Genomic DNA, 23194 nt, shown 5'->3' with positions numbered 1-23194 from the left:
CCGACTACCGCCGGAGGCCGGCCCCACCGGGCGAGCTGCGCAGCATGGAGGTGATGGCGGGGCCCGTTCACTGGGTGTGTTCTTGGCTCGGCGTGGTCGCGGACGGTTGCGGTGCCGGATCGGACGACCCACGTTCCGCTGCCGGGCGGGGCATCGTCCGAGCGATTCTTGAGATGTTCGACGTCGGTGGTAGGTGGCCATAGTGTGCCGTGTTCCAACCAGTGGATCCCGCTGAGGTCGACCCCGGTCAGGTCGGTGTTGCTGAGATCGGCGGTGGTGACGTCGTCCAGGAGCGTGCGCAGCGAGTCCTTACCAAGCAGGGGTGGCTCCCGGTGGAGCGCCATGCCGATGGCCCGGCGGACCTCGGAGCTACGAACATCGACGATGACGCCGAGGTCGACATCGCGGTCGCTGTGGAGGGTGAGGGCGAAGTCACGGGCGCGAACGACGTCGAGGTCGCGGATGAGGGCGCGGATGAGGTCGAGGTTTCCGCCAACAGTTCTCCTTGGCCCGCGAGGCCGTTCATGGCGGCGGATTCGGTGACGCTCCCACGCGGCCCCGGCACTGAAAGTGATCCAGAACCATTTTTCAGCCGTCGTCGACAGTTGGAGGTAGCGACTGAAGCGACTCAATGTCGGCGTTCTCAGTGACAGCCGGTAGCTGCATGGCTCATGTCGAGTGCTCAGTCGCTTCGGTCGCTCTGTCACTCCGGCGTAAGCCCTCGCGGAGTTGAGCGCCGTGGTCGAGGAAGGCCTTCGGCTCACCTGGACCGGCGGTCTGGGGTGGCGGGCCCCGGACCGCGGCTGAGCACTGCTCGTCGTGATTGACGTCCAAGCGGTCGCGCCCCTCTTGGCCGCACGGACTATGGCATCCGGGCAGCATCCTCACGCCGGACTCTCGTGCCGGCTCCATTGGGCAGCATGCCGGCGGGGGACCAGGGCTTGGGCTCCTTCGGACCCTCGGTTCAGTCCCTCGGTAAACGTGCAGGTCACAGGCATGGAGATACTCGATCAGGGACTGAAGGGACTCTAGTCTGGAATTATGAGCGAGTTCTGTGTGTGCGTACGCGCGGGCGTACACACCAGCTACAGGTATGGAGCTAGCCCATAATTAGAGCTTTCAGTCCCTACAGTCCCTTAGGGATGGTGTATCCCTGCTCTGACCTGCAACAATGTTCAGGGACCGAGGTGAGGGACCGAAGAGTGCGACCCGTTTTGAGTCCCCCCTCCTGCGTTCGTCCCTCACGGAACTCGCGCTCGGTACTCCCGCTCCATCCTGGACAGCACGCAGCAGAGGTGCGGATACGGTCCCTCCAGACACTCTTACTTCGCGGCATTCCCCACATACGTTGACTTGGTCCCCTGTGTGCAGAGATCGAAGGGACCGTAGGGACCCGGAAGCTGATAGACCGCCACGCGAGGAAGCTGCCCACTTCCACCCGTTCCCGGCCCTAGACTCTCTTCGGAAACACAGTCCCTACAGTCCCTCCGGTCCCTGCTCCAGCACATGGGGCCTGCCCCAGCGGGCCCGTCAGGGGCTGAGGGAACGAGACCTCAGCAGAAGGAACAGACGCGTGCCCGGCCCCGGTGTGAAGCGAGCGCCCGCAGCAACTGCGAGGCCTGCCACTGCCCATGCCGTAGCCCGCTGGTGCGCCGACCAGGGATGGCCGGTCCACCCGCTTGCTGCAGGCCGCAAGACCCCCGCCGCGAACTGCCAGTCCTGCCGAGAGCGTCGCCACGCACCGACCGACTGCTCCTGCCTTCCCGCTGGCCGGCCGTGCCACGGTTTTCACGCGGCGACCACCGACCTCGAGCGCATCAACAGCTGGTGGTCCGGTGATTCGCCCTGGGGCGTCGGGGTTGCCTGCGGGGGAGCCAACCTGATCGTTATCGACATCGACGCACACTCCGCGCCGGTCCCTGACCGCAACCGGCTGCTTCCCGGCATCCCCATTCACGACTCCGTCAACCTCCAGGGCCTGGCGTTGGGTTTCGACACGCTCGCGCTCCTCGCAGCGCTGCGCCGGCAGCCCAACCCAGCCGAAGACGACAGCACCTTGCGCGTTCGAACGCCTTCCGGTGGCCTTCACGTCTGGTACCTCAACCCCCATCCGGCTGTACGGTTTCGCTGCTCGACCGGATCCAGCGCCAAGGTCGCCCTGGCCTGGCAGGTCGACGTACGGGCCGATGGCGGCTACATCGTTGCTCCCACCACCCGCACCACCCAGGGGATCTACCTGCCCGAGGGCGCCTCCCGCCTGCCGGCTCCCCTGCCCGAATGGCTCGGCGAAGAACTCGTGAGGACCGGCCACATGATCCAGCGCCCTGCGGCCCGCTCCCGGCCTGTGGTCCCTCGCAGACGCCGCCACGGCACCCCGGTCGGCGGGCAGCGCGTCCTTGCCCCCTTGCTCACGGACGTCGCCGAGTGCGCGGCAACATCTGAAGGCGCGGCCTTCACCGAGAAGCTCAACAAGGCCGCCTACACTGCCGGAGGACTCGCGGCGGCCGGGCATCTTGACGAACACACCGTGCGTGCCCTGCTGCTCGAAACAGCCGCGGCTGCCCGTCCCTGGCAGAGCACCCGCAACGAACGCATCATCGATGATGCCCTCGCCGCTGGATCCGCACACCCGCTCCACCTCGAAGGACGCTCATGAGCAGCGCCGAAATGCCGCGCTTCGACGCCAGCGCCGCCGCTCAGCAGATGTTGGATCTCGAACAGGCAGTCCATCTCCCGGCTGCGGTCCCCGTCCAGGCCAACACCTCTCCGATGGCCGCGCCCTCGTGGGCGCAGCCGGCACCCCTGCCCGGCACGCTCACCGACCGTGGCAACGCCAAGCTCTTCGTGAAGCTTTTCCGTGATCAGTTCCGCCACGTGGAAGGGCTGGGCTGGTTCGCCTGGGACGGCTACCGCTGGAAGCGCACTGGCGGTGAAAAGGCAGCCCTGTGGGCCGCGGGCGAGATGGCCGAGGACATGCCCGACACCGACCCGCGCGGCTTGTTCAGCGACCGAGAGCTCCACCTGCACAAGAAGCGCACATTGTCGACGACCGGGATGAAAGCCCTCCTCACCCAGGCGAAGGCCTCCCCGGACCTTTCCGTTGACCCCGACACTCTCGACGGCGACCCCTATGCCCTGTGCACTCCTGCCGGCGTCGTCGACCTGAACACTGGGCAGCTGCGCAAGCCCGACCCCACCCGCGACTTCCACTCCCGCGCAACCAGCGTTGCCCCACAGACGATCGAGACACCGCGCTGGCACCGCTTCCTGCACGACACCTTCGGCGACGACGCCGAAGGCCAGGAAATGATCAACTTCCTGCACCTGTTGCTGGGCTACTCGATCACCGGCGACGTCGGCGCCCAAGTCCTGCCCTTCCTCCATGGCCACGGCAAAAATGGCAAGAGCGTCCTGCTTGACACCATGATCCAGATCCTTGGCGACTACGCGGACGCCGCACCACCCGGATTCCTCATGGACCGCGGGGCGTTCTCCGAGCACTCCACCGAACTCACCGAACTCCACGGCCGCCGGCTGATCGTCTGCAGCGAACTCAAGCCCAACGACAAATTCGACGAAGCCCGCGTCCGCCTTCTGACCGGCGGAGACAAGATCAAAGCTCGCCGAATGCGGCAGGACTACTTCTCCTTCACCCCCACCCACCACCTGTGGCTGCTCGGCAACCACCGCCCCGAAGTCTCCACCGGCGGCTTCGCCTTCTGGCGCCGCATCCGCCTGCTTCCCTTCGAGCGCACCGTCCCCGACCACCGCAAGATCGACAACCTGGCCTTCGAACTCGTCCGCGACGAAGGCCCCGGCATCCTGCAGTGGCTCATTGAAGGCGCCCGGCGCTACCTCGCCACCCGCGACAACCTCGAAGGCCCCGACCGCGTCCGCATCGCCACCACCGCCTATGCCAACACCGAAGACCACATCGGCCGCTTTCTCACCGAATGCTGCACCCGCGACCTCGAGGCCCAACCCGACCTCCGCGTCGAACAAGGCCACCTCTACACCGCCTACGCCTCCTGGTGCAGCGTCGGCGAAGGCATCCGCCCTGCCGGGGCCCGCGCCTTCGCCACTCGCGTCCGGCAGGAAGTCGGCCTCGCCTCACCTGCCGACATGATCAAATCCAACGGCCGCAAGTACTACCCCGGCCTCGCACTGCTGGACACACCGAGATGAACCGACTCCCGCACCGCCCCGCCACCAGGATGCCCCTGCATACCCCCGCCCGCACGGCCTACCATGAACCTGCGGGGCCGGGCTCGCCAACGGGCAGCACACCACACCATGAGACGGACCGCCGTCTGGCCCGGCACACAGAGGAGGGGCAGCAGCCATGAGCTCGCTACTGACCGAGGGCGATCTCACCCACGAAGCACACGTGGTGTGGCTTGAAGACCCCGGCAACCTCGACTACGTCCGCCAAGCCCTCGACAAAACCCCACGCCGCCGCAACAAACCCCGCTACGCCCGCGACGGCCGCATGGTCGGCTACGCCGAACTCGACGACCACGCCGAAGCCGACCCCGACAGCGGTCTCTACCGCCGCCGTGTCTTCTTCCTCCTCCCGCACGACCGCGACACTCAGCCCGAAGGCCTCTATCAAGAGGGCGCCCCCGGCGAAGCCGTCGACCCCCGCACCATCGACGTCAGGAAGGTCGGGGAGAAGACACCCCGCTCACAAAGGGGCCCCGCCGCCATAACGGGCACCCGCACCTGACGAGCCCTCACGGGTAAACGCCGCGGCGCTCGATGATCTGTCGGGTTCATTCTTAATCTTGCATGCGCTTCCGAGCGTCAAGCGAAGCCCTGCGCGTTGGTGGTCCATGGAAAGACGCCCTGCTTCCTGCGGGCAGATGCAGGTGCAAGGCCTGCTCGGCGCTCGAGGACAACACCCCGAGCTCCGGGTGGGGGTACTGCGCTGTTGGACAACGGATCCGGGCCCCAAGACCGTGGTTACTCCGGGAGACGCGGCAGCGGACGAACCGTGACGTCAACTGGAGCCAGCAAGTCATCGACCCAAAATCGCCTCACGTGCAGCGCGGGACCAGATTGCTTGCTGCTTGGTGCTGAAGCCCATGCGGTTCCAGTGGAAGATGACCTGCCGGGCCAGGAGAGCTCTCGTCCACGCCGGACAAACGCTTCTGCCGCTTCTTGACGATCCTCGGCTCAAAGCTGCCCTCCCAGTCGCGGGCACGGCTATCTCGACAGGGCTGACATCGGTCAGCACGGTCTTGGCGCGGGTGCCGCTACGCGAGTTGCCGCCGTTCTTCCCGGCCGGATCGTGCTTGTCATAGCCGAGATAGTCGGTGATCTCGCCCTCGAGAGCGGACTCCAGGACCCGCTTGGTCAGCGCTGGAGCAGTCGGCCCTCGCCGGTCAGCTGAAGTCCCTCGGCCTGAGCCCGACCCACCAACTCGTCAATCAGCCGGTCGTCCACAGACTTCGTCGGTGCCGGCTCAGACGGGCCGACCGGTTCGGCCTCGGCCATGTTGGCGCTGGTCATCGATGCATCTTCCATGATCGGGAGTTACACCGAACGTTTTACAGTCCCGCGTCCGGGAAGCAAGTGCCGCCGGTGGCAGCGTGAGGCGTTCGTGCACCTGTGGTTGCTGCCGTTCTGCCCGACCTGTGATTTCTTAAGTGTCGAGTCCTGTGAGACCGGGTGCGTCCGAGGGCTGCGCGTGAGCGGCAAGGGCCGTGCGAAGGTGTTGGGCGGTGTTGCGGTGCTCTTGCGACTGTGCGGACAGTGCAGTGAGCAGGCTTGCTTCTACGCGCAGGTAGGGCAGTGCCTGTGAGGTGAGGGTGGGGATGGCTTGTGGTGTTGGGTTTCGAAGGCGGTTGCTGAGTCCTGACAGGGCTGGCATGTGGCGTGCCAGGTGGCTGTCGAGCAGCTCCGCGGTCTGGTAGGTGTGGATGGAGTCGCTCTGGGCGAGGAGACACTGGCGTACGTCGTCGGCGAAGTCGAAGGTCACCTGGCCGAAGCTGCTCGTCTCTCCGGCGGGCTTTTCGTAAGCGACGAGAAGATTACTGGTGAGGATGCGCGACAGGTCACTGGGGGTGGCTGTTGGCTTTGACTTGTCGGCGATGAGGTCCATCACGTACCGGTTCAGCGGAGCCATGGCGAGGCTTTTGGCGAGAGCGTATGTGCTTTCAGGCACCGAGGATTCGAAGGCCGCGACCCGCTTGCTGGCAGCTGTGGACGGTTCGCTCTGCTGTGGAACGAAGAGCCTCTCCGCCAAGGGGCCTGCGGGAATGACTGCGACCGGTTGGTGAACGCGTGAATTGGTCAAAAGCATGCGAACCCACTGATCGATCCATCGTTTGCGAAGTTCCAGCACAGGGATGAGCGTGGGTGGGGGGTCAGCGTTCTGGGCTGTGTGTGCCTGCGGCTCTTCGGTTTCGTGAAGCACCAGGTCGCTGTTGGTGCAGCCAGGGGTGGGGGCGCGCAGGCGGGCTTGGCGGGTGGGCAAGCCGGTGAGTTCCCACTCGATCTCGGGGAGCGTCTGCAGGATGGCTACGACGTGATGGCTGGCCCATGCGCGAAGGCACTCGAGAACTTCGGACCGGTGCCAGTGAGGGCCGACTCCGTCGGTAAGCAGAAGGATCATGCACCGGCGGGTGGTGTCCGCCGGGGCGTGAGAGAGGGAGCTTGCGTCGGGGGTGAACGTCAGTGGCTTGCCTTGCCGGTTCTTCATGCGGATGACGCGCACGCTGTGAAAGAGCGCGAGGTCGTGTGCGCAGGCTGCGATTGCGTTGGCGGTGGGGAACCAGGGCTGCATGGACAGAGCAGTGTCTACGACGAGGACGAGTTCCCAGCCCGGTGAGAAGGCCAGAGCGAAAGGGTCCAGAGGGCTCTCGTAAATGCCGTCACTCGAGGGCTCACGGGGGCCTTCCAGCTTGGCCAGAAGGTTCAGAGGCGCCATCGCGGTTTCCATGGCAGGGGCTTGTGACGTTATGCCCCAGCTACGTGGCGGCTCGGTGAACTCGGCCTCGAAGGATGAGGAGTTGCGCCAGGTCGGCAAGGCGTTCTGCAGCGGCGAGGCGGTGATCAACCAGCGGTCTTCAGGGAGGGTCACCGTGCCGAGACCTCGTCTGGGGACCTCAGAGGGCTGGGCTCGGGCAGATCTCGGTCCGGGTCGTCCCAGATGAGGACGGCGTCATGCAGAGCCTCTGCTTGCGGGCTCCCGTCTCGAGCTGACTGGACTTGACTGAGCCTCATGGGCAGTTCCGCCAGAGGCTCTTCGTCGAAGAGCATTTCAGCGTACGTGCGGAACTGCTGGACATCTGTGTTGCTGCGGTCCCACATCACGGCGGCCACTCCCTGATGGAGTGCCTCCAGCAGTTGCGCGCGGCCGGCTTCGCTGGCTGGCGACTCGGCCAGGATCAGGGGGTGCCTGGACGGGCGACCGGCGGATTTGCCAGCGGGGCACAGGGCGCGTCGGGCGGTCGGCTCCTGGCCAATGAGGCCGGACCAGTGTGCACGCCACCCGTCGTGGCTGTTATCGGGACGCAAGCCCATGCTGCGGACCACCACCCGCAGGCGCGTCTGTCCGTCATGCAGGTCCTCAGGCACACACCAGTGCATGACGGGAAGGTTGATCAGCGACAGCCCGAGCCAGAACTCGACCAAGATCTGACGGGGCGTCTTCTGCGCGGTCCAATGGGCGAGACGCTGGCGCACGACGCGCTGTAAATCGCTCTGGCGGACGAGGACATCGTCGTCTTTGAACATCTCATCGTGCTGGTGCCACACACGCAAGGTGCAGTAATCCTCGTCCAGGCCGTCCGGGAGAAGCACCACCATGATGCGGTGCTCTGGAGCGGAGCGGGTGTGACGGGGGGCGGGACCAGCTGAGGAGCGGCAGGCTTTGAGCGGCTCTTCAAGACCGCGGGCCTGCGCATACGCCAGATTCCACTGCTGAAGCTGCTGCCGAGCGGCAGGGTCGGTCAAGGAAACGGCCGCGTGCTCGAGAAAAGCCAGGAACGGAGGCAGGCCGTCGGGCCGTGTGTTGCGACGCATCAGGTGCAGCGTGACGCTCCAAGCGTTCGTGCAGTGATCGGGAATCCTGGGAGGGAACGGGGCGAGCGCCGATCGTGCGACGTCATTAACGTCAAGTGCACAGTCCCCCAGCAGCGCGTGCAGTGCGCTGAGTTCCTGCTGGGGAAGGCGCGCGTGCGCGAGATTCAGATCGCTGAGGAGGCGCAGTTGAGAGACCATCTCCCTGTCACCGGTCACGGCGAGGACAGCGCGGGTTAGCGAGTCCGTCTTCTCGCCGGTCTCGTCGTTTTGGGCACACCCGTGGACGATGACCGCCAGTTCGTCGTTGCCTGATGCCTCGCGAGGATCAGGAGGCGGAACGGACAGGTTGAAGGTGAGGTGGCGCAGGAGCGCCCGGCGTGCCGCCGGCATGACCAATCTCTCTGAATGCTCCAGGAGACGGACCATGGCTTGTTCGAGCAGAACGGTGGACGCTACCGCGCCCAAAAGCTTGGCGGCGGAGATGCCCAGGTCTCTAGATGTGCCCATGGAGTGTCCCCCCAGTCCGGCGCGCGGGCTGTGATGCGTCGGAGCGTGACTCGCATGCGTACGTGAACTGTCCCGCATGACGGCCGACCGTGCCAGAGCGCATTGGGATTAACGACGGTGTGTGAATCCGGACAGCGTTTGCGCGGTAATCCACCCGTGTGGGGGTGGGGCGAGGAGTGACAATAAGCTTGTGGTGGACCTGAGCGTGTGGGCGGCGTGGGCTGCTGCGGTGACGAGTGCGGCGACGTTGATCGTGACCACGGTGGTAGGGGGGCGCCGGGATCAGCGGCGCTGGGCCCGGGACGCTCTTACCGACGCCTTCGTAGCCTTCCTGGAAGCCAGTTGGCGCCATTCGGACCTCTTCCGTGAACAGGTGGAAGGCGGCCCTTCGCCAATCGGTGCGGCCGAGGCATACGAGGAGATGCGTAGCCAGCTGACGCGGCTGCGTCTGCTGGCTTCCGGGCATGCTCTCGGAGCGTGCGAGGAGCTGCTGCGCTGTCAGAAGAAGATAGGTCGGACCACACCGGGGACGGCACGGCAGGGTGCGCTCGCGGACGCGTCGCAGGCACGCCGCGCAGTGGTAGCAGCGGCGAAGTCGGAGATGGGACTGCCATAGAGGGTCAGCAGCTGACATAGCGGCCTAGCCTGTCTTCGATGCTCAGCCTCAGTTCTGTCAGAACGCCACGGGCCTGCGGCGTGAGAGGCATTTCCGTGGTGACTCTGAGCAGTCGGCTGGCGATGTCTCTGCGCCGGGCGTCGGCTTCTCCCGGGGAGCCGGGCAGCCAATGGTGCACGATGTTCTTCAAAGCAGCTAGCAGGATCGGGTCTTCGCTGGGAAGGGCATCCAGCAGTGGTTCAACGCTCCAGTACCCCAGGGAGATGATGCGCGCCCTGGCGAGGCTGGGATGAGAGCCGATCACCGTTGGGTCCATCTGCGCCACCTCATCCATGTCCTCCTTGGCCTTGTAGCCCGGGTCGTCCTTCGCCTTCAGCCGCGTCAAGTAGCCGATCGCCGTGATCGCATGGGCGGCAAGCCGGACTTCAGTGGAGCCGTGCACCCCGTGCGAGTGGCAGATGACTGTTGAGAGGTTGTACGGATCGAAGGCCGCTTGTTGCACAAAGGCGAGCTCTTGATAAAGGCCCGTACTGGCGGCCAGGAGCACGAATCGGTGTCCGGCCACTCCGCTGGGGTTCGTGCGAGCGGCCAGAGTGAGCAGCTGGCGCCGTGCCTTGAGCGGCAGCGCGACGGGTTTGACAGCCGGCGCGTCCAACAGGACATCAGCGCTGCCCAGCAGCGTCAGCATGCGCCGGTCGTGGACCGTTTCGGCGATGCTTTCCTCGTGCGCTGTGAGGAAATCGCCTGTTTCCGCACGAGGAAGCAGCGCGCGCCGCCAGGTGGTGGCCCACGGCCAGTGAAGCGCTGCCTGATCCAGGCTCTGCGCGAGCAGAGCGCGGTGGACACGCCAGGCCAGCCGCCGGCCTGTGTCGGCATCGAGGTGCTCGGCAGCACCGACCAGGGCCGCTACAGCCTCCAAGGACTCGCCGTCCAGATCGTCGAGATAGGGGTCAAGCATGCGTGCCAGCGTCTCGTGCATCTCTTGCGGGAGACTGTGAACGAAGGCTGAAGCAATCATCAGGGATTTGGGTGTACCTGACGCGACCAGCCGCTGAAGGCATGCTTCGTCTACGTCGACGTTGCCTGCGAGCAGATAGTGAGCAGCCAGTGCTTTGAGGGAGTCGCTCTCCAGCGCGAGCATCTGCGTCCAGTGATCGGCGCCGACGCCGATGCTCTTGAGGACCTCGGAGGCCAACATGAGGGTCGGGGCCGCCGATCCGTCCCACTGGAAGGCGTCCTGCGCGGCGACTGCTCGGTCGATCAGCTGCGGCCAGTCGCGGTAGTCAGCCAGTCCCACCCGGAAACGGTGAGCCAAGAGCGTTTCGAGCTGGCCGCAGGATGCGAGCTGGTTGAGAAGGCGAATGCGTTCCACATTCAGCTGCTCCACCGTGTCCGTAGCCGCTGTTGCGCGCAGCAGCGCGTCCAGTTCCTGCAGGCGACGACGGCAGGCGCCGGAGTAGAGGCGAGTTCGAGCCCGGTCTGGCTGCACCTCTAGGTGTGTGACGGTCTCCCAGGCTTGAGAGAGCACCTCCCAGGGCTGATCGGCGGCGATCCTGTCCCAGGCCAATCCCACGCGACTGTGGAGACGCGCGACTTGAATGCTGCGTAAGGCGCGCGTGACAAGCCGGGCGTCTTGTCGGGCCGGTGCTTCTGGAGGGTCGAGGAAAGTCGTCAGTACTTTCGTCAGGCAGTCGGTGGCGCCGGGAGCGAACCAGCGGTGCATCATTACCAGCCCGTCAAGCGCTGCCTCGGCCGCCTCGGTGGCCACTCCGGCCTTCAACGCTATCTCGCGCAGAATGTCTAAGGCGCTGCCGTCCCCGTATTTGGCGAGAGCGTAGGCCGATCGTTTCCAGGCAGGCACGCTGCTGTCCACCGCGCGCAAGACGTCCTTGTGCTCGCGCAGGAAGCCGTCACGGATGCAGTCGATGACGGAGCTTGAGGGAGCGGCTTGCAGGAGCAGGGCCCCGTACCAGGGACTGGCGGTCACGCCGGCTCTTACAACCGCTTCGGTCGTTTCCTCCGGTGTATCCGGATCGGTGACCAGTAGCACTGCCGCTTCTCTCCAGCCGTAGCGCAGTACGTGATCGGTGACAGTGTCGAGTTCTGTCTGCGGAGTCTGCTGCAGGGCGACCGCACCACAGTAGGACTGTACTAACGGATCGCGGAAGCTGATGCGCTTGGCGACCTCGTCCAGGCATGGTGTCTGCAGCAGATCCTCAAGCGACTTCTCTCCGGTGCCTGGCTCTACAGTGTCCAAGGCGTCTACAGCCTCCGCCTTGCGTAGGGCCCCGGATGCATCGAGCTTCTTCGCGATCTCACCCAGGCGCCGGATCACGTCATCGACGTTGACCGTCGACGCTGTGTCCTTCAGCAGGCGTGTCAGGTAGTGCCGCAACAATTCGCCTGGTCCGGAGGGGAGTACATCCGTGCCGGCATAGTGATCCACGAGCATGCGCAGGAACTGTGGTTTGCCCGCGAGGTCCCGTAGTGCCACCGCGCCGACGTCGCGGAACAAGCGATCCTCGAGACTTTTGAACCGTTTGTTCCAGCTGTGTTCATCCCGTTTACGTAGCACGGTGCGCAAGAAGTCCCGAGCGGCTCCCTCGCGGACCTTGTGCACGGCCACGGACGGCCACCCCAACACCGCTGGGTCGTAGTCCCGAATGCGGTCGCACACGAGCAGGCCCAGACGCGGGGCTCGGCGGGCAATCTGGGCCAGATAGACCATGATCTGGCCGCGCTCGCGGCCATCGACCAGATGAAGCTTGTCCACGGTGACGTGTACGGCTCCCATGGCGATCAACGCCGCCAAGGTCGCGTCGCACAAGTGTTCCTGCACGCCGTTGGCGACACGCAAGAACCGGTGCACGGTCTTGGGCGCGGCCGGGTTGTGCAGGAATTCCACTATGTCGACGGCCGACACCCACAGCGGCAACAGCGGGCTCTGAGCTGCAGGGATGTCTTCGGAGAGTCGGCGCAGATACAACTCTCGAGCCACCGTCGTCTTGCCCGCCGAGGGATCGGAGAGCAGCACGACGCGCATCTCTTTTTCGATGAGCATCACACAATCGTCGGACCCGGCCGATAACGCGCCCAAGCCCTGCTGCACACACGGGGCCCCGGGCGGTAGCCGGTGTCCTTCCAACGCGATGTAGGTGAACGAGGAGTCAGCGGCCTGACCCGCGGTGGGGTCAGGCCTCTTCGCTTTTCCCGGCGAGGCGTCCACGCCCGCGAGGTGGCGTGCGAGGAGTTCGCTGCGAGCTGACTGGAGTCTGGGTGATGGTAGGCGGCGCAGTCCCTGGACTACCTGCTGCAGCACCGCAGCGTCCTTGACAGCCGACGATGCGACCAACAGCAGATCTCCCGCGCCGGGGGTATCTGTAGTTCCGGCATTGAGCAGGATCTGGCAGGCGAGGGCCGCGTCGGTGGGTGACCAGTCGGTGAACAGCTCATCCAGCGGCCCGAGGCTTTCGTTCGCCACACCAGCCACCGCGCAGGAGGCTCTCAGACGGTGAGGGTTTGCGAGTTCGTCCTCGTTGTCAGCCCATTTCAACGTGCGGCAGGCGGCCAGAACCAGATGCTGAGGATAGTGGGTGCGCCAGTCTTCGAGGGCCGATTCCGGCATCGTTTCCGCCAGCGCGCTGCGTACCTGCCACAGGATGCGCAGACTCGGACCGAGTTGGCTGTGGTCCTCGGCCAGGGCTTCTGCGATATCGGCGACTGCGGTGCGGGTTTGATCGTTGTCCCAGAAGGCCGACATTCGGGAGAGGAAGCCTAGGAAGCGCTGCAGCCGCACGAGCTCCCTCCAGCCCAGCCGCTCGGCGAAACAGTCGCGGACCAGGCAGGTTTCCAGCCATGCCGGATCCTGCAGGGTCGCCCCCGACTCCGCGAACGTCGCGAAGTCGATCAGATAGGGGGTGGAGCCGAGGATGATGATGTTGCGAGGGTTGAGATCGCGGTGGACCGGGGAGAAAGATCTCTTCGCGGTGCTCTTCCACAACACGGAATGCAGATGTCTGGCGGGGTGCGCGATCCGCGACCCTTCGAAGGCGATCGTCTTTGGACTCTCGTCGAACCCTGTGGGCTCGAAAGCCCGAGCCATCGTGGCAGACCAGGTCTGTGCCCGCACAGCGGTGACTTTGCCGAGGATCTCGACGTCCTTGCCGTCCGACTGCGCCTTGCGAATCAGGCTGATGTTCTCGGCGGACTTGGAGGATCCCAGCAACTGGACACGCACGGTGACTGCGCTTTCCCGTAAAGTCCCTGTGACGACCTCCTCGCCGACTTCGAGTCTGCTCAGCGTCAGGCGCACCATGTCCCCGACCAGCAGAGTCCGACTAGGGCCGGGCGGGGAGGTGGATTCGACACCCATGTCGCTGGAGTGCAGACGCCGTTCCGAGCCGTCGTCGTCTGCGTTGCCGTCCATCAGTAGGAGGTCATCCGGAGTTCCCTTGACCTGACCCACCGATAAGGAGACGTCGAAACCCAGGGAGCCGTTGAACGACTGCAGCCCTTTCTCCTGGAGCTCTCCCGCCTCGTACATACTGCCGGCCAGAGACGACAAGACCTCTCTCACCAGGTCGACGCACCCCTCGACGGGGGCGTTGCCGTCGAGTGTCGTGGCGATCACGTCTTCCAGGGACACCATTGGCGCATTGCTACGGGGATCCCATTCCGTGACGTGTCGATAGACCACGACATTGTGGCGCGTGTCGTCGGTGCGCTCGTCCAGCACACCCTGGCTGACTGCGGTGATGGCGACAAAGAGATTGCTGTCGCAGGTATCACGCAGGCGGCGATATCCTTTCCATTCTTCGACCGCAGCTGCCACGTCCATCAGCTTGGCTACCTGCAGCGCCGGCTGCCGTTTCCCTACCCGCCGGGTGACGATCTCCAAGACCCGTGCACCGCTTCGTCCTTCAGTGAGGCCCCGGCGAACTTCGACGCTGGCTACGGTCGCTGGCCACTTGCCCAGTTCACGGCATGTGGTCTCGCCTGCTGAAGGATCAGAGTGGCGCACGATGCCCCGGAGGACGTCCTCGATGGAGGCTCGGTAGTTGTCGGCCACATCGCATTCCTCAGCCCAGCGAATATCCAGAGGTTCCGTCATGATGCCCCCCGACACCCTTGCACTCAGATGCGATGTCCCCATCACCCTATGAATCACCGCATTATAGGGGCCGTCATTCGGTAACGTCTGCTGAACGGTCCAATAAGCTGCCAGTTCACTCAAGCGAGCGAACGACGCTCGAACGGTCATCCTCGCGGGGCCGTAAAGCGGCCGAGGCGGGTTGACCGCCTCCCCTGCCGGGCGACGCGCAGCGATTCCGCTGCTGGTGCGGCGGGCCGCCGGACGCGCACCTGCTCACGCGGGTCCAGTTGCCGGCGCGCGCGTGGTTCAACAGGCCGCTGTACCCGACGGCGATCGGTGCTGTTTGCTTCGGAGGCGAATGCAGCGCCGCTGTGAGCCGTCGACGCCTCGAACGCTTCTGGGAAGCTCTGTTCTACCGACTTCGCGCGAGTGTGCGCAGCGGAGAGGCTTGTATCGATCCCCGGCGGACCCGCATTCTCATCAAGCCGTAGTCTTCCCGCGTGCGCTACCTGGCAGAACCATTCATCCTCGGTGCCCTCAAGCGGGGGCGTGCCGTCGAGCAGTTCCTAGGACCGGCCGGAAGCACCGAGCGGCCGGGAGTCGCCTGGGTCGAGATACGCCCAAGCCACGGCACTTGTGAGGTCTACCTGCACTCCGCGCTCGACCGCGAACCCTTGACCGGGGACCTGGCTTCGCTGCCACCCCTGTTCGACAGTGAGGAAGAGGACTTCGGCCTGCTTCTGGCAACCGCGAACGATCCGCTTGCCGCCTTGGACGCTGCCGAAACCAGCACCGGAGCCGTACGCGAACGTTGGGTCAATCAGACCATGGCCGGTGACGAGTACCACGACTACGTGCTGGCCGACCGCCCCGCTGCGGCACCTAACGGCCAGCCGTGGCCCTCTCCACAGCCTTCCTGATCACTGGCTTCACGGAACTCCGGTCAGAGCCGTTTTCGACGAGCCCCATCACCACCGGGGGCGTGCCGAAGTGACGCCGGGCAGCGGGAAGAGGCGAGTAGAGCGGCGATCGCGGACAGAGCTGTGACAGTCGTCGCTGGCGGGGCGGACAAGGCGTAGGGACGGATCTTCTCGAAGGTCCTGAACGGGTTGCGCTCTCCGTAGCGGCCGTGCTGCGCGCAGGGTGAGTGTTCCTCCAGGGGCTTGATTGCGGCACCAGAAGCGACAGGCAGGGCCCAGCGCTCCCGAGCGGTCTCCGCAGCGAGTGCGGCTTGCCGCGCTCCGGGCGGGCCCCACCCCCAGCAGGGCCGCTGCCTGGGCCGGCATGGCAAGCAGGCGTGCGAAGGGGTGGCCTGTGGCGGGGTCGACGGCCGCTGGCCCGACGTGGTGACCCGGGCGGCAAGGCGGAGCCGGGCGTTGGGCCCCACGCCGCCGTAGACCTCGTCAGGCTCGTCTAGAGTCCAGTCGCACCATGCCGGTCTGGGTGAGCTGGGCTTCCTCGGCGGCTTCGTGGTGCAGGGTGTCCTCGGGCGTTGGGTCGGTGTTCTCCACGGTGCCGCCGGGCAGCATTGGCAGGGCGCCCCGGAGGCCGGGGTCGGCCACGAGGACGACCCCGGCCGTCGGGGATGAAGCACCACCCCCACGCTTGCTGGACGGGGAGCCGCTTGGGGACAGGCCGCGGTTGAGGGGGCTGTCCCACAGAGGTCGGTAGCGGACGTGCACGTAGTGGCGGTCCAGGGGCGGGACGTCGAGGATGTGCCGGCCGTCGGCGAGGTGGGCGGTAGCGATGTTCCCGAGCCGTGCACGATAGGCGGCGAGCATGATCTGCCCGTCCACGGGGCGCATTTGCTGGACCGCATCCCGGGTCTCCAGGAAGGCGAACTCGGACAGCTCCTCGTGCGCAGGTGGATCGCCTCCACCTGGTCGGGGGTGAGGGTTCCGCCATCGAAGACGTATCGGATCTCTCCGGGGCAGGGCGTGCCGGGCCGGATGTCGGCGTGGGGCGACGAGAGGGAGTGGACGGCGAGCACGCCCGTGAGGGACAGGTCCGCCAGACTCCTCAGGGCAGTAGCCACCGGCCGTCCGCACGGTAGGTGGGGTGGACCAGCAGGGCGCGGCCGATCTGGGCGGTGATGATCGCGGCGGCGCCGAGCCACACCGCGTGCCGGGTTGCGGCGTACTGCGCTGCTGACAGGACGGACTGCGAGGCAACTCGTGCTGGCGGGGGGAGGGAGGAGGACACGGCTCTGCCTTTCGGTGGGGCGGTCATGCCTTGTCTACGACGCTGAGCGAAGCAGGCTTTGGGACGTGTGGGGTTGGGGCGTACTGGGCGGCCTGTGTGTCGAACATGGCGGCATATCGGCCACGTGCGGCGATGAGGTCGTCGTGCGTGCCGTGTTCGGCGAGGCGCCCTTGGTTGAGGACGTAGATGTGGTCGGCATGGCGGACGCCGGACATGCGGTGGGTGACCAGGACGACGGCTCGGTGCGGGGCGGCGAGGCGGCGGATGCGGTCGAAGGCGGCGATCTCGGCTTCGGGGTCGAGGGCGGAGGTCGGCTCGTCGACGATGAGGACGCTGTCCTCCTGCGATGTTGAGCTGCGCCAGTGGGTGCGGGCCAGGCCCACCTTCTGCCATTCGCCGCCGGAGAGTTCGATGGCTCCGCGGAACATGCGGCCGAGCATGCTGTCCAGACCGTTGGGGAGTTTGGCGGTGACGGATCGGGCTCCGGCGTAGTCGACGGACGCCTGTAGGTCATGCATCGAGGCGATGTGGCCGGGGCGGCCGATGCGGATGTTCATCGCGGCGGTCACGGGCCACCGCTGGAAGTCCTGGGTGAGGAGCGAGACGCGGTCGAAGACCTGGGAGCGCTCCAGCCCGGAGACATCGAACTCGCCCCACCTCACCGATCCGTCGTGAGGAAGGAGCAGACCGGAGAGGATCTTCATCAAGGTGCTTTTACCGGAGCCGTTCTCGCCCACCACGGCGATGACCGACCCCATGGGGAAGGTGAGCGTCACGTCGTCCAGGGCCGGTGCGTCGCGGTCGGGATACCGGTAGGTGACGTGTTCCAGAGAGACCTGCCTCACCCGAGCGGGGACGGGAGCGCCGTCTGCGGGATGGCGCGTTGAGCGGCCTCGACCAGGAACTGTCCGTGGTCCCGGACGTAGAGGGACTCTTCGTGTAGCTGGTTGATGTTCATCACCAGGGCGCCCAGGCTTGCTGACCCGGTCCGTACCGCGATCACGGCGGTGCCGGCGACGGCGAGACTCATGCTCCGCGCTGATGCGGACCCCCGCTTCCTGTTCCGCTTCGCGCCGTGCGGCGCGATCGAGCGGTTCGCCGGCTTCCAGGAGACCTCCCACGATGGTGAGTTTTCCCGGCGTGAGGGTCGCGTCCGGCTTGCGGCGAACGCACAGGGCGGCGCCGTTCGCACGGAGCAGGACCTGGGCGACGTCAGCGATCAGCAGGTGAGGCGCGTCGCTCACAGACGGCCCTCGTGCAGCAGGCGTTCGACGGTGCGCCGGCCGCGCGCGGTCACGAGCGAGCGCGTATTCCTCTGTCTCGGACAGAGGCCGGCCGTATCCCTCGAACAGGGTGGTCCGCAGTTCGGGATGATCTGGCCACAGCGAGGTGGCGAGCTTGACGAAGTCGGTGACGCGGGGGCCCGGTTCGCTGCGTTCGACGTCGATCAATGCGCAGCGCTGGCCGTTCCAGAGAAGGTTGCGCTCCCAGGAGTCCCCGTACCGCCACCCGGCCGGTAACGGTCCACTGCCGGGCAGCGCGCTCACCAGGCGCCGTACAACGTCGGCCTCCGGAGCGGACAAGCAGTCGCCGGCCTCGGCGAAGTGCTTGTTCAGGCTGGCCACCATGTTCTCGACGACTCTGGCTGCTTCCGGCTGGACCGGGATGCCGGCCATCGCGTCGTGGAAGCGGCGCAGGAGCTGGCCGGCTTGCCGGTGGGCCGTGCGGCGGCGCGCGGGTGACTCCTCTTCCGTCAACGGCTCGCCGTCCACGGCGGTCAGGACGCGGGCGAGCAGCTCCGCGGAACTGTCCCGCAGCTGCGGGACATTGCCGTGACCGAGGTGAGCAACGGCCTTCCGGTAGGCGCGGGTCACCCGCGTGTACCGGATCGGCTTGGGCACCACTTTCACGTAGTGGGCGCCGGTGGGGCCGGTCACCCTCCACACCTGGGAGTTGTCGCGGTCATGCGAGGAGTCCCACACACCGTCCAGGGGACCCAGCACGCTCCAGGCGTGGAGGGGGGAGGGAAGGCGAGTGGAGTCCGTCATGCCAGGTACCTCGTATCCGGTCGTGATCCGTCGGCGAGCAGGGCGGCGCGGCCGGAGGCGAGGTGAAGGCTGGCGTCCGAGGAGGCAGCGGTGTTTTCGAACGCAGGATGAACGAGCGCAGGGCGGCGTACCGGATGCATGAGGGCTCCTCGGGGCGAGATGCGGACAGGTGATCGGGTAACGGCGGGTCTGCTGTCGCCGTAACGGGTCGAGGCGGGCGAAATCTAGAACCAGATTTCGAATACCGAACCCTTTCCTTCTGCGGTCGGGTGGGGCTGGCTGTGATGCTGTGTTCGATCACTCGTGCGGGTTGCGGTACCTCCTGTGGGGGATTGCCGGGGGCCGCCTGGTCGGTCATGGCGTGGCGAGATCCGAGTGGAGGGCGATGGCGTCGCGAAGGAAGCTGCGCTTGGAGTAGAAGGTGTGCTCGGCCGCCCAGCCGTGACTGGAGAGGTACTCGCAGAGCCAGCTGTCGATCCGCTTCATCTCGATGAGGACCTCGTCCTGGTCGTGGTCGAGGATGCTGCGCGAGCGGATGTATTCCAGCTCGCACTGGGAGAGCATCCCGTCGGGGGCCGCCAGGAGGGCGCAGCGGTCGAGGAAGATGCCGCAGACGTGTCCGGTGCGCAGCGATTCGCACTGGATGTCGTAGCGGACGCGCTGGAAGGGCGGCATCGCCCGGACCTGGAGGCCCAGGTCTTCGCGCAGGAATCTCTCGAAGCGGTCGGGGGCGATGTCGAGGCCAGGGGTGAGTTCCTCGCGGCGGGCGAAGGCGTCCTCGGTGAACCACTTCCGCTGAAGAGGGTGCCACGGGTGATCGCTCTGCGGCCCGAAGGGGCCACCGGGTCGGCCGGACATCCCCGGATGGCTGCCTGCTCGTCGCTGCGACGTCCGGCCGGTTCGTCGGCCTAGGGTGGGGCCGATGAGTCATGGTGAAATCGGTCAGGTGACCTTGGACGAGGCTGTTGCGGATGCCCGCCTCGCCGCATGGGAGTTCGACGGTGCACGGGCCTGGCTGGAGGAAGCCCGCCGGCATCCCATGGAGCCGCTGGCGGCCGAGGTGTGGGTCACCGACCCTGCTTTCGAGCACGTCCTGCTGGTCAAGCACCCCGTGCGCGGATGGGTGCCGCCCGGTGGCAAAGTGGAGCCGGGCGAGACACCGCGTGCGGCGGCGGCACGAGAGCTGCTGGAGGAGACCGGCCTGCGCAGCGACTGCTGCCCGAGCCCGCAGCCGTGGCGGTGCGTTCCTACCGGGCCGACTGGTCTCCGACGCTGGGCCTGACCTACGCCGCGGTCGTCGGACGTGACGTACCGCTCGCCGGGGAGCAGAACCAGCCGGCGGCATGGTTCCCTCTGGACACAGGCTGGGACAGCGTCTTCCCCGAAGACCGCGAGCGGATCCGTGCGCACGCTCGCCGCCTTGCGGCCGGCCGGGCGGTCGGCTCCCGCTGAGGTAGGCCGCTGGCCGCCGTTCACAGGAGGGCCTCGATCCGGTGAAGGTCGGCCGAGGGCAGGGTGACGAGCTCAAGGTCGTGCGCTTCGACGCGCTCGCACAAGTCCAGCGCCCACTCGAGGCGGTCGGCGCGAGGCTGGCAGTCCACGGTGAGGAAGTAGCGCCGCAACCTCCACATCTGGTACCTCAACCCCCATCCGGATCCAGCGCACTGCATCGGACAGGGACATCAGCTCGGCTCAGGCTGAGAGGCAGAAGACGACCCCTCTGGACCGGTGCCATGCGGTCTGCCCTCATAGGTCGTGGTCGGCTGCTGTTCGCTGTCAGGCGTGTCGTTGGCGTGGTGGTCTTGTAGGGCGGCGGGGACGTCGCCGATGAGGTTGATGGTGGTGACACGGGGGCGGGTACCGACGCCGTTGAGAGCGAACACCGATGTGATTCCCCAGGCGATGGCAGTCAGGCCTGCGGCTGTCGGGCGCGCGATCGCGGGTGTGGCTGCCCACGTCATCCAGACTGTTGCGGCTCCCCACAGGATCCAGGTCAGACGCGCTGAGAAGGTACCGGTAGCGGCGGACAACAAGGCGATGGCGATGCCGCCCGCGAGCCACAGAGCGTGAGCGGTCTGCGCGGTCAAAGGCAGGCCGTCGGTATGAGTGATGAGGAAGCGGGTGACGGGCTGGTCAATGGTGGACCATACGCTGCCCGCATGTTCCGTCAAGGGACTGAAGAACCTTTCGAGGACCGCGCTGATCGGGACGAGCGCTATGAACACAAAAGGCATCAGACACAGCAGCAGCCACCAGGGCGTGTGGGGACTCCACGGCCTGCGCAGGAAAGCTTTCATCTCAGCCGGTCAAGGACTTCGTTGTGGAGGTGCCGCAACAAGCCGGCCCTTGTCCAGGCAGCAAACCGACGGTGCGCAGTGGCCGGGCTCACGCCGAAACAGGGCGGCAAGCGACGCCAAGCACACGACGTGGTCAGCGCGTACACGATCGCGCAGAACATCTTCCGGTCCGCCACCGGAGCCGTTCCACCACCCTGCCGACGCGGCTTGAACGGCGGTATCAGCGGCGCCGCAATCTCCCACAGTCCGTCAGCAACGAGATCGCGCCCGCTCAAGATCCACAGCCATAACTGGCGATCATGCCTCAAAGCGGCTACGCCCGGTGTTGGCCCGTCCGAGAGCGCGACGGCTGCCCGGCCCGGTCTTCTAACCTGATCGCGTGATCGACTACGACGATTCCGGCCGCCCTACGGTCCAGGTGGGAGACTCCGGGCCCGCACGCCTACTGCTCTCGGAGCCGACCCGGCGGTACGAGGACGAACCAACACTGGACTTCCTCGTCAGGGCCCGCGGACCCTGGGGAAGCGTCGAGACCTCGGTGGAGACCTGGGACGGCGACGGTCTCGACACCTTCCTCGCCTCACTTGCCGAAGATTTCCGGGGCTGGGAAGGAGTGCGCACCTGGCACTCCCTTTGCTACGACCTGACCCTCTCAGCGAAACACCACGCTGGTGGCCACGTCCGACTGACCTGGGGAATCCGCGACCGGGCACCCTCCGAGGAATGGCAGTTCGAGACCATCACGGTGCACGCGGCCGGGGAAGACATGCGCAACCTCACCGCCGAGATCCACACGTTCATCGCGAGCGTCGCGGAGTAGCCGAACGAGCCCCGGTGCCGAGCCCCACCACATGAGATGACGCCTTACAACGGCCAACACAATGAGGCGGATTGCCCTGATGGCCGTGTCCAGCCCGGCAGTTGAGCGTTCGGTCCGGCGTGGTGACGTCGCCGTGAATCGTGTCGGAGGAGCCGTGGGACCGCCTTGAGCCGCTGCTGCCGCAGCACGCGAGGCGATTTCGGCCCTCAGGGCGTAAACCGCTGCAGGACCGGGAGGTGCTGTGCGGGATCCCGTACGTGCTGCACACCGGCATCCAGTGGGAGTGCCTGTTGAGGAGGTGGGTTCGGCTCGGAATCTGAGACGGAGCGGCCTCTGACCTGCGCTTCCGCCGTCGGTGTACCCGAGCAGCCGATTCCGTCGGGCCATCGGGCCCCGGCGGCGGCTACAAGCCCCCGCCGTCTGCTCGGGCACGGCGGCTCCCGTCTGTGCGCCGTGATCCTCAGCCGTTGCGGGCTCGGCCGAGCCGGTTGCAGCCACAAGGGCTCTGCCTGGCTCGGGTGGTCCACGGCGAATAGGCGTGAGCGGCTGCGCGTCACAGTGGTGGTGCGGCTTTGAACGTGTGCGTGCGGTGCCACAGGTAGTACGTCTCACGGCTCGGCGTCCACCAGCTGACGCTGCGCCCCGCCAACTTCTCCTGGATGTACGCCTCGACCTCGGGTATCTCGGCGGCCAGCGGGCTTACCTGGACGCTGCCTTCAGGCGTGATGGCGACGTAGCCGTGCTCGTACACCGCGTCGCATCCCAGGGTGCAGGCCAGCATGGCGATGTTGGCCAGGTCCCGCTTCTCGTCGTCGCTGCACATCGCGCGCTTCTTGATATGAGCGGCGATCAGGAAGGAACCTGGCAGGGTACGTCCGCACAGGGCGCACTGACCCGTCGAGCCCTGCAGTAGGCGTCTCTTCAGCGCTGCCTGCTCGCCGCGCTGGGCGCGCTGGACCGTGCGCTCGAGGTCCCCGTCGAAGGCCGTCACAGCGGCCTCTTCCTCGGCCGTGTCGACCGGTTCCAGGGCCGCCGTTGCGGGATCGAGCGTCAGCAGGGTCTGGAGCGTGTCGCTCTCCTCCTCGCTCAGGACGGAGATGCCCATGATGTTGCGGTTGGGGTTCCAGCCGAGCAGGGTGCGGATCTCCTCGACGGCAATGTCGAAGCCGCGGGTGCCGGAGAGGGCGTACATGTACTCCCAGGTACTGCCTGCGTGGTCGGTGCCCCACAGCCGCGTGGCCAGTTCCTTGTTGTGCCACATCAGGGCGATGGTGCCGCCGAAGTAGACGCGCTTGTCGCCGCTGAAGAACACCCAGTTGCCGGGGCGCATCTTGTTGATCCGGGAGACGTTGACGTTCTTCTTGCCCGGCACGACGCCCCACATCTGGGCCTGTCCGTCGGGGAAGAGTTGCTTGAGCTGGTCGATGGTCGATGCGTCGAGGATGTCCGCGTGGTCGTCGAAGACCACGGGTTTGACGATGGTGTCCTGGTAGTGCTGGTCGACGTCCTTCTCCGACCGGCGGGCCGGCTGCATCACGATCCGCATGACGTGGATCATCCCCCCAACTGTGTGTACTTGTCGGC

19 protein-coding genes and 4 pseudogenes are annotated in these 23194 nt (G+C 66.3%); 9 read left to right on the top strand and 14 right to left on the bottom strand.

Going from position 1 to position 23194, the window contains the following annotated elements; all coding sequences use genetic code 11:
- Positions 1-209 precede the first annotated feature (209 nt).
- The 4 genes from ACFVYS_RS27100 (at position 210) to ACFVYS_RS27085 (ending at position 4726) form a co-directional block, all read left to right on the top strand.
- Complete coding sequence (locus ACFVYS_RS27100; protein ID WP_389506059.1) at positions 210-650, top strand: hypothetical protein; 441 nt, start codon at positions 210-212, stop codon at positions 648-650.
- Between the two features lie 923 nt (positions 651-1573).
- Positions 1574-2656, top strand: a complete 1083-nt coding sequence (locus ACFVYS_RS27095; protein WP_389506057.1) for a bifunctional DNA primase/polymerase — start codon at positions 1574-1576, stop codon at positions 2654-2656.
- Positions 2653-4185 carry a phage/plasmid primase, P4 family gene (locus ACFVYS_RS27090; RefSeq protein ID WP_389506055.1) on the top strand — a complete coding sequence of 511 codons (1533 nt, stop codon included), beginning with the start codon at positions 2653-2655 and terminating at the stop codon, positions 4183-4185. Before ACFVYS_RS27095 ends, ACFVYS_RS27090 begins: the two co-directional genes overlap by 4 nt.
- A 157-nt stretch (positions 4186-4342) precedes the next feature.
- On the top strand, positions 4343-4726 hold the full coding sequence (locus ACFVYS_RS27085; RefSeq protein ID WP_389506053.1) for a DUF6009 family protein: 384 nt from the start codon (positions 4343-4345) through the stop codon (positions 4724-4726).
- 400 nt (positions 4727-5126) lie between these two features.
- On the opposite strand, the pseudogene ACFVYS_RS27080 reads toward ACFVYS_RS27085, so the two are convergent.
- The 3 genes and pseudogenes from ACFVYS_RS27080 to ACFVYS_RS27070 all read right to left on the bottom strand — a co-directional run.
- Positions 5127-5511: pseudogene (locus tag ACFVYS_RS27080) on the bottom strand (transposase); the annotation flags it as partial.
- Positions 5512-5644: 133 nt separating this feature from the next.
- The gene (locus tag ACFVYS_RS27075) at positions 5645-7084 is read right to left on the bottom strand and encodes a hypothetical protein (RefSeq protein ID WP_389506051.1); all 1440 of its coding nucleotides are present in this window, start codon (positions 7082-7084) and stop codon (positions 5645-5647) included.
- Positions 7081-8535: a hypothetical protein gene (locus tag ACFVYS_RS27070; protein ID WP_389506049.1), complete on the bottom strand. Its 1455-nt coding sequence runs from the start codon at positions 8533-8535 to the stop codon at positions 7081-7083. Before ACFVYS_RS27070 ends, ACFVYS_RS27075 begins: the two co-directional genes overlap by 4 nt.
- A gap of 190 nt (positions 8536-8725) precedes the next feature.
- On the opposite strand from ACFVYS_RS27070, the gene ACFVYS_RS27065 reads away from it, so the two are divergent.
- Entirely contained in the window at positions 8726-9151 is a 426-nt protein-coding gene (locus ACFVYS_RS27065) for a hypothetical protein (protein WP_389506047.1), read from the top strand.
- Between the two features lie 4 nt (positions 9152-9155).
- Here ACFVYS_RS27065 and ACFVYS_RS27060 read toward each other — a convergent pair whose 3' ends face one another.
- Positions 9156-14219 (bottom strand): hypothetical protein, encoded by a 5064-nt coding sequence (locus ACFVYS_RS27060; protein ID WP_389506045.1) that lies wholly within the window; start codon positions 14217-14219, stop codon positions 9156-9158.
- Between the two features lie 524 nt (positions 14220-14743).
- Here ACFVYS_RS27060 and ACFVYS_RS27055 point away from each other — a divergent pair.
- A complete protein-coding gene (locus tag ACFVYS_RS27055; RefSeq protein ID WP_389506043.1) occupies positions 14744-15163 on the top strand; it encodes a hypothetical protein in 420 nt (139 codons plus the stop codon).
- A gap of 483 nt (positions 15164-15646) precedes the next feature.
- On the opposite strand, the gene ACFVYS_RS27050 is transcribed toward ACFVYS_RS27055, so the two are convergent.
- The 6 genes and pseudogenes from ACFVYS_RS27050 to ACFVYS_RS27025 form a co-directional block, all read right to left on the bottom strand.
- Entirely contained in the window at positions 15647-16048 is a 402-nt protein-coding gene (locus tag ACFVYS_RS27050) for a hypothetical protein (RefSeq protein ID WP_389506041.1), read from the bottom strand.
- A gap of 214 nt (positions 16049-16262) precedes the next feature.
- Positions 16263-16445 (bottom strand): hypothetical protein, encoded by a 183-nt coding sequence (locus ACFVYS_RS27045; RefSeq protein WP_389506039.1) that lies wholly within the window; start codon positions 16443-16445, stop codon positions 16263-16265.
- Between the two features lie 23 nt (positions 16446-16468).
- Positions 16469-17290, bottom strand: coding sequence for an ATP-binding cassette domain-containing protein (locus tag ACFVYS_RS27040; protein ID WP_389506113.1), 822 nt, complete (start codon positions 17288-17290; stop codon positions 16469-16471).
- A complete protein-coding gene (locus tag ACFVYS_RS27035) occupies positions 17287-17475 on the bottom strand; it encodes a hypothetical protein (protein WP_389506117.1) in 189 nt (62 codons plus the stop codon). Before ACFVYS_RS27035 ends, ACFVYS_RS27040 begins: the two co-directional genes overlap by 4 nt.
- Positions 17476-17512: 37 nt before the next feature.
- Positions 17513-18073 (bottom strand): annotated as a pseudogene (locus ACFVYS_RS27030) (phosphotransferase); the annotation flags it as partial.
- 774 nt (positions 18074-18847) lie between these two features.
- The gene (locus ACFVYS_RS27025; protein ID WP_389506037.1) at positions 18848-19351 is read right to left on the bottom strand and encodes a hypothetical protein; all 504 of its coding nucleotides are present in this window, start codon (positions 19349-19351) and stop codon (positions 18848-18850) included.
- Positions 19352-19415: 64 nt separating this feature from the next.
- Here ACFVYS_RS27025 and ACFVYS_RS27020 point away from each other — a divergent pair, with 64 nt between their 5' ends.
- Positions 19416-19775 carry an NUDIX domain-containing protein gene (locus ACFVYS_RS27020; RefSeq protein ID WP_389506034.1) on the top strand — a complete coding sequence of 120 codons (360 nt, stop codon included), beginning with the start codon at positions 19416-19418 and terminating at the stop codon, positions 19773-19775.
- A gap of 190 nt (positions 19776-19965) precedes the next feature.
- Here the strand turns inward: ACFVYS_RS27020 and ACFVYS_RS27015 are convergent, their stop codons facing one another.
- The 3 genes and pseudogenes from ACFVYS_RS27015 to ACFVYS_RS27005 all read right to left on the bottom strand — a co-directional run.
- Entirely contained in the window at positions 19966-20124 is a 159-nt protein-coding gene (locus ACFVYS_RS27015; RefSeq protein ID WP_389506032.1) for a hypothetical protein, read from the bottom strand.
- A 51-nt stretch (positions 20125-20175) separates the two neighbouring features.
- Positions 20176-20790 carry a hypothetical protein gene (locus ACFVYS_RS27010; protein ID WP_389506031.1) on the bottom strand — a complete coding sequence of 205 codons (615 nt, stop codon included), beginning with the start codon at positions 20788-20790 and terminating at the stop codon, positions 20176-20178.
- A gap of 2 nt (positions 20791-20792) precedes the next feature.
- Positions 20793-21098 (bottom strand): annotated as a pseudogene (locus tag ACFVYS_RS27005) (transposase); the annotation flags it as partial.
- A gap of 71 nt (positions 21099-21169) precedes the next feature.
- Here ACFVYS_RS27005 and ACFVYS_RS27000 point away from each other — a divergent pair.
- Positions 21170-21610 (top strand): DUF6228 family protein, encoded by a 441-nt coding sequence (locus ACFVYS_RS27000; protein WP_389506029.1) that lies wholly within the window; start codon positions 21170-21172, stop codon positions 21608-21610.
- A gap of 137 nt (positions 21611-21747) precedes the next feature.
- A pseudogene (locus ACFVYS_RS26995) lies at positions 21748-21906 on the top strand (transposase); the annotation flags it as partial.
- Between the two features lie 257 nt (positions 21907-22163).
- Here ACFVYS_RS26995 and ACFVYS_RS26990 read toward each other — a convergent pair.
- On the bottom strand, positions 22164-23168 hold the full coding sequence (locus ACFVYS_RS26990; RefSeq protein WP_389506027.1) for a hypothetical protein: 1005 nt from the start codon (positions 23166-23168) through the stop codon (positions 22164-22166).
- Positions 23169-23194: the final 26 nt, after the last annotated feature.

This window comes from Streptomyces sp. NPDC058295 (assembly GCF_042880655.1).
GTDB lineage: Bacteria > Actinomycetota > Actinomycetes > Streptomycetales > Streptomycetaceae > Streptomyces > Streptomyces coriariae.
The sequence above is the reverse complement of the archived record's forward strand: the minus strand, read 5'-3'. Positions and strand labels throughout refer to the sequence as shown.